Consider the following 15,600-nt stretch of genomic DNA (forward strand, 5'->3'; position numbering starts at 1 on the left):
GTTCAAAAAGTCCGGTAAAAATGACTCATCGAGAGCAGAGGAATTCGACTAGGTACCGACAAGTCCTGTGGAAGCCTGGCAAAAAACTATGACCCACAAACCTCTCGATCCTTATAATCCTCTTTTTTAAACATGAACTTTTAGAAATCAAACATCGAAAAGCCATTATTACTGCTGAACCGATCTTGTTCTACCGGTTCATATGTAATCTCTTCATCTACATCTGTGCGTAACTCAATAATATAATCAAAATCATCCATACTGTACTCGGTAGACTGCACAAATACATCTGGATGTTCTACTACTTTAACCGATGGTAACTGCATGATTTCGCGAATTAATTGCCAATGCTTCTCATTTGCCATTCTTTTGGAGAGAACCCCGTCAATAATATAAATATTATCTTGATTATACTCTCCTTCAATTAATTGATTACGAACCGTCTGTTTAATCATTGTACTTGATACAAACAACCAGCGTTTACTTGCACAAACACTTGCAGCCACAATCGATTCCGTCTTGCCAACCCGTGGCATACCGCGAATTCCGATTAGTTTATGACCATCTTGCTTATAGAGTTCAGCCATAAAATCAACAAGAAGTCCCAGCTCATCTCGGACAAAGCGAATCGTTTTTCTATCATCGTTATCAGTGTGTATATATTTCCCATGACGAACTGCCATTTTATCTTTAAGCTTAGGTTTCCGTAATTTAAATAATTTAATCGTATCCATTGTTTGCAGAATGGACTTTAACCGCATTATGTTCTCATCATGCTTCGATAAGAGCAGCATTCCTCTGCGAGCGTTCTCCACACCATTTATTGTAATAATATTAATCGAAAGCATTCCTAATAAAGAAGAAATATCACCCAGTAAACCAGGACGGTTAATTTGAATTTCATATTCAAGGTACCATTCTGTTCTATCCATCATAAGCCCCTTTATTTTACATACTTTATTTATATTAAGCAATTGATAGCTCGCTTTAATAGTTTATTACTAATATTCCACAATAATGATACTGTTAAAACTTTTTAGCATGATATACCACAGTGGTTTAAACTTTCCAACCTCTATAAGTAATATAACATTATTTTCATTTTTTCTAAATAGCAATTACCATAGTTTTCATATAATTTTTAGCTTATACACAAAAAAGCCATATAGAAGTCTATATAGCTTTTTATAATATAACGTTTGCAACTCTTACTATTACTGTTTTTGGACAAGCTTAATCATTATATTTGCAATGGCTTGCTGTTCTTGCTCAGATGCAGCGTTCCATAGTTCTTTTAGAACTGCTTCTTCGCTGTTTTTAGCTTCAACACTTTGGGCTAGATAATCGCCTACCTCAGCAGCAACCGTTGACATCGTTTGCTGATCCATTCCTTGCTGCTGCGCTTGCTGAATTCGATTAGCTAAAAAACCTTTCCATGTATCAAAATTATCTAATACTGACATTGATGAGCCTCCTCCATTCATAATATCTTGCATAGTATATGAAGGTTGGCATAATTTATACAAGCAAAGCACAAACAATAAGATCAAAAGTATAACATTCTGTCGGTTGATATTTGAGCATCATATAAAAACAGCTCTACCAGCCTCCGTTCATATTAATAATTTCTCCCTGAATATAAGTTGATCGATCATCCAGCAAAAAACTAACAGTATGAGCTATCTCACTGGGCAGCCCGGCTCGACTCATCGGAATTTCATCAATAATAGCTTGCCTTTCTTCCTCCGATAAATGACTATTCATTTTCGTTTCAATATAACCTGGACTTATCCCATTAACAGAAATACCAGAAGGCGCTACTTCCTTCGCCAAGGCTTTTACAAAGCTATTTTGTGCACCTTTAACAGACGAATAGATGACTTCGTAACTAGCACCAACATTCCCCCATATCGATGTAATCATGATGATATTCCCTTTTCTGCTCGTTATCATTGGAGGCAAGAGATGTTTGGTAATCATCCAAGGTGCTTTCACATGTAATGCTAACATCGCATCCATAGCCTCTTCAGAAGTATGTTGCAATAATCCGTAATAGGCAATACCACCTGCAAAGATAATTCCATCAACCGGGAGTACTAGCTTCGTTAGGAAATGCTTAATTTCATCTTGATTACTTAAATCAGCTTGGATCACAGCAAGCACTGACTCATTAGCTAATCGTTTCCGTAGCAGATCAATGCCAGATCTATTTTTATGATAATGTAACAATAATTGATACCCATCTTGAGCTAGACGTTCTGCAATTGCGTAGCCAATATCACCGCTTGCTCCGATAATTAATATATTTTTCCCCATTGTCTCTCCTTGTCCTTATGATGCACTTATCGTACAAACGGCTAAACGTTCCTCAGCAATCCACTCATTTAAAAAGGCCTGTGCATCATCCAATGATAGCGCCTGAATTGCAGGAATAATTTCAAACAAATTAATTCCCATTGTATGGTATTGGATATATTTATTTGCAATAAACTCAAGAGAATTCATTGCACGCAGCAATTGACCGATTTTTTTCTTCTTCATTCGTTCAAACACTTCAACCGTTAACGCATAATTTTTTGTTGATAATAATTGCTCTTTTATTTTAGCAGCAAATTCTTCTGGCTTAGCTGTATTACCACCAATCATTGAATACCCAAAATTCCTCTCAAGATTTGTTTCAAAATAAAAGCTGTCATCGATCAGATCTGCTTTATACAATTCCTGATAAAAATCTCCACCAGTAGAAAAGAAATGACTTAAAATCATACCGCTTAATAGATCTTTTCTTAAAAATTCCTCTTTTTCCAATTCGGAATTAGAGTCTTTTATCCCAATTGTACACTTTGGAATGGATACAGGCATATGAATCGTATTTTCTTTCATCGCAACTTCCTTGGGCTCCTCAGGAAAATCGCGCTTCAACTCAGCCATCTTCTCAAAAGATTTATTCTTTTGATTTGATGTAATCATTTCCATCATCCGCTCTACTTCAAAATTACCTACAACAAATAATGTCATATTTTCCGGATGATAAAACGTATGGTAGCACGTATATAGATCATCTTTTGTAATAGAAGTAATGGAATCTACCGTTCCTGCAATATCAATTTTTACGGGATGATTCTGAAACATACTTTTAATTGTTCCCATAAATGCCTGCCAATCTGGTTGATCATCATACATTTTAATCTCCTGTGCGATAATCCCCTTTTCCTTTTCCACTGATTGATCAGAAAAGTATGGATCCTGAACAAAGTCGATTAATGTTTCTACATTTTTCTCGATTTGGCTTGTAGCTGAAAATAAATAAGCAGTCTTTGTGAATGATGTATAGGCATTTGGCGATGCTCCTTGTTTTCCAAAATCAGCAAAAACATCTCTGTCTTCTTTTTCAAAAAGCTTATGCTCTAAAAAATGTGCTACCCCCTCTGGTACGGTAACTTCAGCAGATTCTCCTAAAGGGACAAAGGTTTGGTCAATCGATCCATAATTCGTGGAAAAAATGCCAAATGATTTTGTCATTTCTGGTTTAGGTAATAAGAACACGGTCAAGCCATTATCCAGTTTTTCTGAATAAAGTGTCTCTCCAATACTTTCATAGGTTTCTTTATTCACCTTGTTCTCCTCCTTCACTCGTTAATAGGTACACAGTATCCTCTTCTATTTTGCTGGCCACATGAACGACCTCGTCTTTCGTGACATTCTGAATGCCTTCAAGCAATTCTGTTGGTGTCATTTGGCGATTTCCAATAACTTGCTGGTACAGTATTTCGATTAAACCTTGTGGATGATCCATTGTTTCCTTTAACTGATTAACAATTAAATCTTTTGTCTCATTTAGTTCTTGCTCTGTAAAGTCGCCGTCCTTCATTGCTTGCACTTGCAAACGAATAATATCCCTTGCTTTTTCAAAGTCGTCTGGCGCAATGCCACTAAAAACAAACAACAGTCCTTTATGACTTTCTAATCTTGATGATGCATAGTAGGCAAGACTATTTTTTTCTCTAACATTAATAAATAATTTTGAGCTCGGAAAACCGCCGAACAATCCATTAAAAACCTGCAAGGCAAAATAAGCTTCATCTTGGTATGTCGTATTCGTACGAAAACCAATATGCAATTTTGCTTGTTGAACTTTTTGCTTTTCGATTATTTCATTCTGCTCAATCACCGAATTTTTAGCTGCTGGATCAGCTTCTTTTGTACCCTGCTGCTCCGTCCTTTGCATCGTATCCATGATTAAATGCTTTACTTTTTCCTCAACAAAATCTCCAAGAACATAAATATCCATCTCATCTTGTTCAAGCATGTGCTGATAATAGTTGAACAGATCATCATTGGTTAGGTTGTTTAAATCTTCTTCATAACCATGTACGTGTAATTGATACGCTTCTTCCTTACACATCTCATCAATAAGTCGCATATTAGCGTAACTCATTTTATCATCTTGTATTGCACTTATTTTTTGCTTTAATGTACCGACTTCTCGTTTGAAAACGGCATCATCAAATCCAGTTGCACCTGTATTCGGATGAAATAGCACTTCACTAAGTAATTGAACTGCTTCATCCATTACGTTTGATGCATCCGGAATAAATTTTTCGTTTGCAAACTCAAGGCGAACGGAGATAATATGATTTTCTCCCTTTTTACCACCATCAGCAGTTAATACTGCACCATATAAATCATCCAGCTTTAACTGCAAAGCACTTCTATCTGGATAAGTCTTTGTTCCTTGCTTCAGAATATAAGGAAGCAACGCTCGCTTTGTAATCGTCTCCTTATCCAATTTTGATTTTAATTTTACTATGATATTAATCGTTTTAAACTTCTTCGTTTGAATAAAATGAAGCTTAAGACCTTGTTCGTCCAAGCGCTTTTCTTGAATTGTATCCATAGGCAACCTCCGATAGTACTTATTCTTATATCACCACAAATATCTTGCACAAATTTACCATTTGTCATCCATTATACGGCAAAAAAAACTGACTTGCTATTATAAGCAAGTCAGTCCAGGATTGTGCATCTATAATTATCTGCTACCTTTAATGTATGGCTCTCCATTTGCTCGAGGTGCATCTGCTCGCCCAATAAATCCTGCTAAAGCAAGAATTGTTAACACATATGGAGCGATTAACAGGAATATTTGTGGTACGTCCTGCAGAAGCGGAATATTTGATCCGATAACACTCAAGCTTTGGGCAAAACCAAAGAATAACGCTGCACCCATGGCTCCAAGAGGGTGCCATTTACCGAATATAACAGCTGCAAGTGCCATAAATCCTTGGCCAACAATTGTAGAATGTGAGAAATTGGATGCAATTGTTAGTGCAAATACAGAACCACCTAATCCTCCAAGCGCCCCAGAAAGAATAACAGCGATATAACGCATTCTGCTTACATTAATTCCATTTGTATCAGCTGCCATTGGATGTTCTCCCACTGCACGCAGTCTCAAACCAAATGGTGTTTTGTACAGCACAAACCAAGCAACGAAAGCTAAGATAATAGCCAAATACGATGTAATATAAATTCCTTGGAAAAAGATTGACCCAATAACTGGAATCTTTGATAGTAATGGGATATCTGTAGTATAAAATGGTTGAGCAACCATATCTGTTTGCCCTTTACCATACCATTGTTTTGTTAAATATACCCCTATACCTAGTGCGAGCATATTAATTGCTACACCACTTACTACTTGGCTAGCATGGAAAGAAACGGAAGCTACCGCGTGAATAATCGAGAATATAGCTGAAACAACCATTGCTACAAGGATGGAAACCCATGGTGTCCAGGATCCCAGTACATCCGAAAAAGTTAAATTAAAAACAATTCCTACAAATGCACCCATCACCATTAAACCTTCAAGACCAATATTTACAACACCAGAACGTTCACTAAAAACGCCGCCTAATGCCGTTAAAATTAAAGGAGCTGAATAAAATAACGCTGTAGGGATAACAGATTGCAATATTTCAATCATTTATTTCCCCTCCTTTTTAAAGCGAACGATTACCCATCTAATAATGTAACTTGATGCCACAAAGAAGATGATTAATGCGATAATAATATCTACAAGCTCTGTTGGAATTCCAGCTCCTGTTGGCATTTCCCCTGCACCCTCTTTTAGTGCACCAAACAAAAATGCTGCAAAAACAACCCCAATCGCAGTGTTAGCCCCTAGAAGCGCAACAGCGATTCCATCAAAACCTAAATTAGAAAATCCTGCCGTTACGGACATGTTTCCGTAAGTACCTAGTCCCTCCATTGCACCTGCTAAGCCTGCAAACATACCTGCAATAACCATCGATAATACAATATTTTTACTTACATTCATACCAGCGTACCGTGATGCGTGCTGATTAAATCCAACCGATTTCAGTTCATAACCAATTGTTGTTCGTTGAATAATAAACCACATAATAGCTGCCGCAAATAATGCAATTAAAATTCCATAATGAAGACGGGAATAAAACGTAATACTTTGCATCCACTCGGAAGCGAGCGATGCTGACGGCGCAATCGAATCTGTTGTTGTTTGTCCACTTGTTAATACTTTTCTTATAATTTCATTCGTCGTAAATAAAGCAATATAATTCATCATGATTGTTACGATTACTTCATGAACACCAAGTTTTGCTTTTAAAATACCTGGGACAAATGCCCATAATCCACCAGCAACAGCTGCAGCAAGAACAGCAAGCGGCAAATGAATATACATTGGTGCATCAATTGTTATACCTACCCATACTGCTGCTAGCCAGCCTACAAGTACCTGACCCTCTGCACCTATATTAAACAACCCAGTGCGAAATGCGAATGCAATCGATAATCCTGTAAGGATGTACGGAGCTGACCTTCTAATTGTTTCACCGATTGTATATGAATCTCCAAATGCACCATTCCATAATGCAGTATAGCCATCAATTGGACTAAATCCAGATACTAGCATAATGATTGCACCAGCAATCAAACCCATTAAAACGGAAACTATTGGGACGAGCAGCGCAAATAATTTATTGGATGGCATTTGAATCACCTTCCTTAACCTGACTTCCTGCCATCAACAAACCAAGCTCTTGTTCAGTCGTTTCTTCTGGCGTCACTTCAGCAACTATTTTTCCATCAAACATAACAGCAATTCGGTCACTAACATTCAAAATTTCATCTAGTTCAAACGAAATTAATAAAACTGCTTTTCCTTTGTCACGTTCTTCAATCAATTTTTTATGAATAAACTCAATAGCACCTACATCTAGACCTCTTGTTGGCTGTGCAGCAATTAATAAATCTGGTGACCGATCCACTTCTCGGCCAATAATTGCTTTTTGCTGATTCCCTCCAGACAGCGCTCGGGCCTTTGTGTAGACACTTGGCGTACGAACATCGTATTCTTTAATAATACTTTCTGCTTTCTCATAGATCGCTTTATAATTCAATACTTTTGCTTTGGAATAAGGCTTCTTATAGTATGTTTGCAAAACGATATTCTCACCAATGGAATAATCCAATACAAGTCCAAAGCGATGTCTGTCCTGCGGAATGTGACCAACTCCACTTTCTGTTACCTTTCTTGGACTCTTATTCGTAATATTTTTATTTTTAAGCTTAATTCTCCCTGAAACTGCTTGACGCAATCCTGTTATTGCCTCAATCAGTTCTGACTGCCCATTGCCATCAACTCCGGCAATCCCGACTATTTCTCCACCACGTAATTCAAGGTTTAGTCCTTTTACTAAATCTACTTTTCTTGAATCTTTTACAACTAGATTTTCGATTGTTAAAACGGTATCTTTCGGTTCCGCCTGCTGCTTCTCCGTCTTAAAATGTACCTCTCTACCAACCATGAGGGATGCTAATTCATTCGTATTTGTCTGGGCAACATTAACAGTGCCAATCCCTTTTCCTTTACGAATAACTGTACATCTATCACAGACTTCCATTATTTCTTTGAGTTTGTGTGTTATGAGAATAATAGATTTACCTTCCTTAATAAGTGAACGCATAATTTCCATTAATTCATTAATTTCTTGAGGTGTTAATACTGCAGTTGGTTCATCAAAGATGAGTACGTCTGCACCACGATACAGTGTCTTTAAAATTTCCACGCGCTGTTGCATTCCGACTGAAATATCACTTATCTTTGCATCTGGATCGACCTTTAGACCATACCGGTCAGAAATTTCTTTAATGTCCTTTCTTGCTTTCTCGACATTAATAACACCTGTTTTTTTGGTTGGCTCATTACCAAGAACAATGTTTTGTGTAACGGTAAATGGTTCAACTAGCATAAAATGCTGATGGACCATTCCAATACCAAGATCATTTGCAATATTCGGATTTGTAATATTTGCCTTCTTTCCTTTGACCCGAATTTCTCCTTGCTCTGGTTGGTACAAACCAAATAAAACATTCATCAACGTGGATTTTCCAGCTCCATTTTCTCCTAACAGTGCATGAATTTCACCTGGCTTAAGCTGAATTGTAATATTATCATTTGCTACGATTCCAGGAAACTCCTTACGTATATTCAACATTTCAATTACATATTCCACTGGTCTTCACCCCTTTATTAACCACATCATCTTGACTGCATAGTTAGTTGTTATAAAATCATCAAATAAAAAGGACTACTGTTTCTAATCCTCTTTAGTTGAAGATCTTACTTAACATGATTGAAGAAGGCTAAAAGCGATTAGCCTTCTTCACTATTTATTAAAAGAGGTTCAAAAAGTCCGGTAAAAATGACACGTCGAGAACTAGACCATCGATTAAATACCGACACGTCCTGTGTCGAACATCGAAGTCACCACATCCTGGGGAAGCCCGGTACTCAAAACTACGCCTCCTCGAACTTCTCGGTCCTTTTTATCCTCCCTTTTGAACAGAAACTTAAAGTGCTTCAATGAATGAATCCAATTCTTCACTTGTTTGAGGTACTTTTATATCCCCACTAAGAATCTTTTCTTGCCATTCGTTAACAGCATTTTTGATATCTTCTGTATATGCATCTGTATTTGTTTCAGCAATGGAAATTCCATCTTCTTCAATTCCAAATTCTAAGTGTTCCCCACCAGGGAATTCACCTGCTTGCAGCATTTTAGCAACATCTTGAACAGCAACATCAACACGTTTAACCATGGAAGTTAATGTTACATTATGGTCGCCAATTTTACCTTCTTCATGCTGGTCAGCATCAACACCGATCACCCAAATTTCACGGTCCGGGTCATTTTGTTTAATATCTTTTGCCTGGTTAAACACACCGTTTCCAGTTCCACCAGATGCATGGTAAATTACGTCAACATCGTTGCTGTACATATTGGATGCAATTAATTTCCCTTTTGCAGCATCGTCAAATGTTTCAGCATATTGAACATCAACTTCAATATCAGGATTTACAGATTTTACACCTGCAATAAAGCCCGTTTCAAATTTTTTGATTAGAGGTGAATCAATTCCACCAACAAATCCTAGTTTATTTGTATTTGTTTTATTAGCAGCTGCAACACCAGCTAAGAAAGAACCTTCATGCTCTTTAAATGTAACACTTACTGCATTTGGAGCTTCTACCATATCATCTACGATTGCAAAATACGTTTCTGGAAATTGTTCTGCTGCTTTTTGAATATCCTCTTTCAAAAGGAAACCTGTACCAAAGATTAAGTTGTACTCATCACGAACCAGACGAGTAATGTTCGGCATAAAATCTGCTTTTGAAGCGGATTGTGCATAGTCATATCCGTTACCTTGCGATAGACCATTCTCTTCTCCCCATGCTTGGATACCTTCCCATGCAGATTGGTTAAATGATTTATCATCTACTCCACCCTGGTCTGTTACCATTGCGATACTGTAATCTTCTTCAGTTGCTGTATTATCTGCATTATCATTGTTATCGTCTGAAGCGGTTGTATCGTCCTCGTTTGAACCGCTTCCACATGCTGCTAAAACGATTCCAAAACTAAGCAATAAAGCAAACAATAGAATAAACTTACGATTCTTCATTTTAATGCCCCCTAAATTAGTTGAGATAGGTAAAACTAAAGTTGAACAAAAAATCACTGCAAACCCTTTCCTATTTTCACCCATCACCTCCTAAAAATTCAGTTTTTTAAGTCACACCCTTTTTCTAAGGACATGAAAACTAAAAACATCTGAACGAAAATAATTGGCTGAATATAGGATGGCTTCATCTTTGCTTGTATAGTGAATCTGTCTCAGCAATAGAAGTGATTGATCTGGTACACAGTCTAAAATACTGTATATTCGGTCATGATAGCTGATTGGTTCGATGTATGTAACTGCGTATGCAATTCGTTTACTTGCATAATTTTCTAAAAGTTCAAAGATAGAATCTACTTCATGCACTCGATCCAACGGTATTAAGTTTTCCGGTACCTTATCAATACAAAAAACGACGGGCTTATTATCAGCTGTACGGACTCTTTCAATTTTAGCCAGAGTATTCACTTTTCCTGGGGAAAATTTTGCTTTATCTTCATCTGTTGCTTCAATTAATTCTGTAGACAAATATTGTGAACCAGCAATTTTACCGGATTGCTCAATCATTTGAGTAACACTACTTAGCTCCTCAATACCTGATGAAAAAATTGGTTTCGAATTTACAAAGGTACCCACTCCATGTCTCCGCGTTACCACATTGTCTTCTTCAAGAATGCGAAGAGCCTCTCTTAACGTAGCTCTTGAAACGCCTAATTGTTTTGACAATTGATATTCTGATGGCAGCTTTTCTTTTTCTCTATACTTGCCATTCTCAATATCTTTTGTAATTTCGTCGATGACTTGTAAATATAGGTGCCTTGAATCCGTTTTAATCGACACAAAATCCCCTCTTTCCTCTAACTGCAATCCAAGAGATCTGACCTCTGACGTATGACTATTTGTCCGTCATTTATCTTACCACTATTAATTAAATAAATAAATAGAAATAGGATAAATTCCTTAAAAAAATCAACAAATTGTGACAAGGGAACTTAGTTTTCAACAAGTTTTTTAACGAAGACCGCGCAGGTAAGAGTTTTCTTCGTCACTATTAAAATAAGACAGGTGAGTTTACTCTTCACCTGTCTTATTAATAAAAAATACGTGGTTACTTATTTATACAATTTTGGTTTTTTGCTAGAAGCTAACACAATAGCAGAAGTGCTCGATTAGCGACGTTCGGATTGATACTAATAGAACGCTACATCGTTTTTTCCTCCGTTACCTGCGAAACTAACACAGTTCTAGGCTTACTTCCTTCGTACGGTCCAACAATACCGCGTGCTTCCATCGCATCAATCAATCGTGCTGCACGGGTATATCCAATTCGGAACCTTCGTTGCAGCATGGAGACACTAGCACTTTGCATTTCAATAATCATTTGTACCGCATCATCATATAATTCATCATCTACTTCTTCTACTGCATCATTTGTATCCTCTGGAATCATCTCTTCTTGATAAGAAGCTTTTTGCTGTTCAATACAATGGTCCACAACTCTTTCTACTTCTTCGTCGGACAAAAATGCACCCTGTACACGGGTTGGTTTAGAGGAGCCTACGGGCATAAACAACATGTCCCCCCTACCAAGCAGTTTCTCGGCTCCCCCCGAGTCAAGGATCGTCCTTGAATCCGTTTGAGAAGAAACACTAAATGCAATCCGTGACGGGATATTCGCTTTAATCACACCAGTAATGACATCAACCGATGGACGCTGTGTGGCAATTATTAAATGAATACCTGCCGCACGAGCCATTTGAGCCAATCGGGTAATCGAATCTTCCACATCATTTGAAGCGACCATCATTAAATCGGCAAGCTCATCTACGAGAACTACAATGTAAGGAAGTTGTGGCTGTGTTTCATCTGATCCTACATTATATTTGCGAATATATTCGTTATATCCTTCAATATTACGTGTCCCGGTGTCAGAAAATAAATCATATCTTCTTTCCATTTCAGAAACGACCTTTTTTAATGCTCTTGATGCCTTTTTAGGATCTGTTACTACTGGAGCCAATAGATGCGGAATACCATTATAAACATTCAATTCTACTTTCTTTGGATCAATCATCATCATTTTAACTTCATGTGGTTTTGTACGCATCAGGATACTCGTAATAATTCCGTTAACGCAAACACTTTTCCCGCTACCAGTTGCACCTGCAATTAACAGATGGGGCATCTTGTTTAATTCCCCTACTACAGCCTCACCAGATATGTCTCTACCTAATGCATAAAGTAGTTTGGAAGATTTATTATTCCACGTTTTATCGAGCACTTCTCGTAATGATACCATGGCAATCTCTTGGTTCGGCACTTCGATTCCAACTGCGGATTTTCCGGGAATTGGTGCTTCAATCCGTATATCCTTCGCTGCCAGTGCAAGTGCTAGGTCATCGTGAAGACTAACAATTTTACTTACCTTAACACCAGCTTCTGGATATACCTCATATTTTGTGACAGCTGGACCTACATGAACTTTTGTAATTCTAGCCTTAACACCAAAACTTTTAAATGTTTGTTCCAGCTTTCGAACAGTAGCTTGTATTTGTGACTTTTCCTTTTGCTGTGAATTATGAGCTGGATCAGCCAGTAAATTAGGAGATGGCAATATATATTCTGGGTTTTCTGTTTCTGTCAGTGCCATTTCCGGAACGTCGTCCGCTTCGTCCACTTCTTTCTTTTTCGCTTTTTCTTCTGCTACTGGTGCTTCATGAGCAGGCTCTTTTTCCGTATTGTCTGCGGCATAGGCAATATCTGTAAAATCATTAATTACTGGTTCTTCGTGCTGTATTGTTTCTATAACCGCTTCGTCCTGTAGTTTCCGTTCTTCCTTTTGCGGCTTTTTCGCTGCTCGAACATCCTTCCATTTGACAAACTGATTCTCAGCACTCTTTTTCATTCTCGAAAAGAGTTTAGAAAATAAGTCGCCAACGGATATATCGGTAATAAATATAAGACCAATTAATATAGAAAAAACAGCAACGATTTTTGAGCCAGCTAATGAAAATAAAAAATTACAAAATGTAAAAATGACTGCTCCTATCATTCCTCCGCCCGTTTGCACCACAGTACCGGCACCACTAACATAGTCTAAGAAATTATTCCAAGTTGTTCCGATAATGGACACATTTCCAGCTGTTACTAGTAAACTCTCAACCGTTTGTATATGTGACAATAGTAGAATACCAGCAAATAGAATATAAAAACCTACCATTTTCCTACTCCAGAAATTCGGGTATTTTCGTTTAACTAGTAGCAGAACACCAGTAATAAACAGAAAAACAGATGCAACAAAATACCAAATTCCAAGAAAGAATTGGAAGAAATGCTCCATCCATCCAGGTATTGCACCATCGCTTATTGCACTTGCTCCACTCCCGAAGATGGATAAAAAGATAAACAGCAGACCTAAAAGTTCCAACCGCATAGACCTCGTTTTTTTAGTGCTTTTTCGCTTTCTTTTTTTCGCCATTTTTTCACCTCTATCTACTCCAACATATATGAATAGTAAACCCTCACCAACAAAATGGCAAGGGTTTACTGAATAACTTAATTATACCATAAAAGTAGAGCCTCATTCAGTGGAGACTATTTCCTATCATATAATATTCGCTCTAGAAGATAGGCTAAGTCCTACTTCGCATATTAGGGTTTAAATTTCAATAGCATGTTTATGAAAGAATACTGCCAGGAGAAAATTCTTTCCGCAAATAATCTTGTGGATCAGTTGAAACAAGCTGCTGAATTTGATAAGAGCCATCCTTCGTTTTTATAGCATATATCATTCTTCCATCGTAAGCGATATGCTCCACATTTGAAAATCCTCCTTGTTCTACTGGAAAGATATCATGTTGAGCTAATGGCGTATACAATATCATTGTATGACACCGCCTTCTGCACCATTATTAGTTCCAATAAACGCTGTTAATTTACTCATGGCATCTTTTACACCACCGACCTGATCAATTAATCCGTATTCTACAGCGTCTTTTCCAACTACATTTGTACCAATATCTCTCGTTAAATTACCTTTTGCAAACATAAGATCTTTAAATTTCTCTTCCTTTATGTTTGAATGCTGGACGACAAATTGGATGACCCTTTCTTGCATCTTATCTAGATATTCGAAGGTTTGTGGTACTCCAATAACTAAGCCAGTTAACCGAACTGGATGAATCGTCATCGTAGCCGTTGGAACAATGAAGGAATAGTCTGTGGCTACTGCTATCGGTACGCCAATCGAATGGCCACCGCCAAGTACAATTGATACCGTTGGTTTTGAAATCGAAGCAATCATTTCAGCGAGAGCAAGCCCTGCCTCAACATCTCCCCCTACTGTATTCAGCAAAATAATTAATCCTTCAATTTTTGGATTTTGTTCAATAGCAATAAGCTGTGGTAATAAATGTTCATATTTAGTTGTCTTATTTTGCGGCGGCAGCTGGATATGTCCTTCTACTTGACCAATGATTGACAGAACGTGAATATTTGAATCAGGTGCTTGTGGAATATTAGATTGACCTAACTGTTGGATTTTCTCAACTATCGACGATGCATTGGGCTTGTCCTCTTGATTTTCATTTTCTTCTGGATTGTTATTCATTTACGAACACTCCTTTTTAAAAACTCACCTATAAAGGTAGTATGAACGTAAACATACAAAAAATACCGGCTAAAACCATAGCCGGTATTGTTATTTATCTAATAGAAGCTTCAACTTACTTATCTCTTCATCTGTTAAAGGAACTAGTGGCATACGTACACCGCCAGTTTCGATTCCTTTCAATTGCAGTGCTGCTTTAACAGGGCTGGGGCTTGGCGCTGTAAAAAGCCCGTTCATAATCGGGAGCAATTCACGATGTAGCGCTGCCGCTTCCTGAACCTGACCATTTTTAAATTGCTGAACCATTGTCTGCATTTCATTACCAATAACATGGGAAGCAACTGAAACGACTCCATCAGCACCAATTGCCAACATTGGTATCGTTAATCCGTCGTCTCCACTGTACACACTGAAATCATTCGGTGTATGTTCAATAATTTCCGCAACTTGATCAAGATCTCCACTTGCTTCTTTCATGGATACGATATTGTCAATTTGACTTAAATTAATAACAGTTTCTGCAGTTAAATTTACTACTGAACGTCCTGGTATATTATAAAGCATTATAGGCAAATTCGTTTCCTGGGCAATTGCAGAGAAATGTGTATACATTCCGCGTTGATCAGGCTTATTATAATAAGGTGTAACAAGCATGATCCCGTCAACACCACATTCATCTGCCTTTTTTGTCAAATCAATGGATGCCTCTGTGCTATTGCTCCCTGTTCCAGCAATAACAGGTACTCGCCTATCCACCTTCTTCACGACATACTTAAACAGATTAATTTTTTCTTCTGTACGCAGTGTGGGTGATTCTCCAGTCGTTCCTGCTATTACAAGTGCATCAGTCCCATTATCGATTAAATAATCAATCAATACGTTCGTCTGCGCAAAATCAATTTGCCCATTTTTATCAAACGGAGTGACCATCGCCGTCAATACTTCGCCAAAATTCATGAATGATCGATCACCTTTCTTATCTA

At 37.6% G+C, this 15,600-nt stretch carries 14 protein-coding genes; all 14 read right to left on the minus strand.

What is annotated here, in order from left to right; translation table 11 throughout:
• Positions 1-140: 140 nt before the first annotated feature.
• Positions 141-932 carry a DUF3388 domain-containing protein gene (locus MHH64_RS14850; protein WP_095308760.1) on the minus strand — a complete coding sequence of 264 codons (792 nt, stop codon included), beginning with the start codon at positions 930-932 and terminating at the stop codon, positions 141-143.
• A gap of 282 nt (positions 933-1,214) precedes the next feature.
• Positions 1,215-1,463, minus strand: coding sequence for a DUF3243 domain-containing protein (locus tag MHH64_RS14855; protein WP_095308758.1), 249 nt, complete (start codon positions 1,461-1,463; stop codon positions 1,215-1,217).
• 136 nt (positions 1,464-1,599) lie between these two features.
• Positions 1,600-2,316 carry an SDR family oxidoreductase gene (locus tag MHH64_RS14860; RefSeq protein WP_118888904.1) on the minus strand — a complete coding sequence of 239 codons (717 nt, stop codon included), beginning with the start codon at positions 2,314-2,316 and terminating at the stop codon, positions 1,600-1,602.
• A gap of 15 nt (positions 2,317-2,331) precedes the next feature.
• The gene (locus MHH64_RS14865) at positions 2,332-3,615 is read right to left on the minus strand and encodes a pitrilysin family protein (RefSeq protein WP_303449795.1); all 1,284 of its coding nucleotides are present in this window, start codon (positions 3,613-3,615) and stop codon (positions 2,332-2,334) included.
• Complete coding sequence (locus tag MHH64_RS14870) at positions 3,608-4,897, minus strand: pitrilysin family protein (RefSeq protein WP_095308752.1); 1,290 nt, start codon at positions 4,895-4,897, stop codon at positions 3,608-3,610. The genes MHH64_RS14865 and MHH64_RS14870 overlap by 8 nt, the downstream gene beginning before the upstream one ends.
• 135 nt (positions 4,898-5,032) lie before the next feature.
• A complete protein-coding gene (locus MHH64_RS14875; RefSeq protein WP_095308750.1) occupies positions 5,033-5,986 on the minus strand; it encodes an ABC transporter permease in 954 nt (317 codons plus the stop codon).
• Positions 5,987-7,033, minus strand: coding sequence for an ABC transporter permease (locus tag MHH64_RS14880; protein ID WP_095308748.1), 1,047 nt, complete (start codon positions 7,031-7,033; stop codon positions 5,987-5,989).
• Entirely contained in the window at positions 7,020-8,558 is a 1,539-nt protein-coding gene (locus MHH64_RS14885; protein ID WP_118888907.1) for an ABC transporter ATP-binding protein, read from the minus strand. The genes MHH64_RS14880 and MHH64_RS14885 overlap by 14 nt, the downstream gene beginning before the upstream one ends.
• A gap of 337 nt (positions 8,559-8,895) precedes the next feature.
• Entirely contained in the window at positions 8,896-10,011 is a 1,116-nt protein-coding gene (locus tag MHH64_RS14890) for a BMP family protein (protein WP_340001980.1), read from the minus strand.
• A gap of 111 nt (positions 10,012-10,122) precedes the next feature.
• Positions 10,123-10,848, minus strand: coding sequence for a GntR family transcriptional regulator (locus tag MHH64_RS14895; protein ID WP_095308738.1), 726 nt, complete (start codon positions 10,846-10,848; stop codon positions 10,123-10,125).
• Between the two features lie 361 nt (positions 10,849-11,209).
• Positions 11,210-13,486: a DNA translocase FtsK gene (locus tag MHH64_RS14900; RefSeq protein WP_340001981.1), complete on the minus strand. Its 2,277-nt coding sequence runs from the start codon at positions 13,484-13,486 to the stop codon at positions 11,210-11,212.
• Positions 13,487-13,685: 199 nt separating this feature from the next.
• Positions 13,686-13,892 carry a YlzJ-like family protein gene (locus MHH64_RS14905; RefSeq protein WP_095308734.1) on the minus strand — a complete coding sequence of 69 codons (207 nt, stop codon included), beginning with the start codon at positions 13,890-13,892 and terminating at the stop codon, positions 13,686-13,688.
• Positions 13,889-14,617 (minus strand): ClpP family protease, encoded by a 729-nt coding sequence (locus MHH64_RS14910; RefSeq protein ID WP_118888909.1) that lies wholly within the window; start codon positions 14,615-14,617, stop codon positions 13,889-13,891. The genes MHH64_RS14905 and MHH64_RS14910 overlap by 4 nt, the downstream gene beginning before the upstream one ends.
• A 90-nt stretch (positions 14,618-14,707) precedes the next feature.
• The gene (gene dapA / locus MHH64_RS14915) at positions 14,708-15,574 is read right to left on the minus strand and encodes a 4-hydroxy-tetrahydrodipicolinate synthase (RefSeq protein ID WP_095308730.1); all 867 of its coding nucleotides are present in this window, start codon (positions 15,572-15,574) and stop codon (positions 14,708-14,710) included.
• Between the last annotated feature and the right edge of the window lie 26 nt (positions 15,575-15,600).

The sequence above is a fragment of the Oceanobacillus sp. FSL K6-0127 genome, assembly GCF_037983385.1.
In the GTDB taxonomy this organism is placed as follows: domain Bacteria; phylum Bacillota; class Bacilli; order Bacillales; family Amphibacillaceae; genus Oceanobacillus; species Oceanobacillus profundus.

What these genes read in the sequence shown, in the direction of transcription:
- MHH64_RS14855 (WP_095308758.1), bottom strand. Translation starts at nt 1,463, where the DNA reads ATGTCAGTATTAGATAATTTTGATACATGGAAAGGTTTTTTAGCTAAT.
- dapA (WP_095308730.1), bottom strand. Translation starts at nt 15,574, where the DNA reads ATGAATTTTGGCGAAGTATTGACGGCGATGGTCACTCCGTTTGATAAA.
- MHH64_RS14875 (WP_095308750.1), bottom strand. Translation starts at nt 5,986, where the DNA reads ATGATTGAAATATTGCAATCTGTTATCCCTACAGCGTTATTTTATTCA.
- MHH64_RS14900 (WP_340001981.1), bottom strand. Translation starts at nt 13,486, where the DNA reads ATGGCGAAAAAAAGAAAGCGAAAAAGCACTAAAAAAACGAGGTCTATG.
- MHH64_RS14890 (WP_340001980.1), bottom strand. Translation starts at nt 10,011, where the DNA reads ATGAAGAATCGTAAGTTTATTCTATTGTTTGCTTTATTGCTTAGTTTT.
- MHH64_RS14860 (WP_118888904.1), bottom strand. Translation starts at nt 2,316, where the DNA reads ATGGGGAAAAATATATTAATTATCGGAGCAAGCGGTGATATTGGCTAC.
- MHH64_RS14910 (WP_118888909.1), bottom strand. Translation starts at nt 14,617, where the DNA reads ATGAATAACAATCCAGAAGAAAATGAAAATCAAGAGGACAAGCCCAAT.
- MHH64_RS14870 (WP_095308752.1), bottom strand. Translation starts at nt 4,897, where the DNA reads ATGGATACAATTCAAGAAAAGCGCTTGGACGAACAAGGTCTTAAGCTT.
- MHH64_RS14880 (WP_095308748.1), bottom strand. Translation starts at nt 7,033, where the DNA reads ATGCCATCCAATAAATTATTTGCGCTGCTCGTCCCAATAGTTTCCGTT.
- MHH64_RS14905 (WP_095308734.1), bottom strand. Translation starts at nt 13,892, where the DNA reads ATGATATTGTATACGCCATTAGCTCAACATGATATCTTTCCAGTAGAA.
- MHH64_RS14850 (WP_095308760.1), bottom strand. Translation starts at nt 932, where the DNA reads ATGGATAGAACAGAATGGTACCTTGAATATGAAATTCAAATTAACCGT.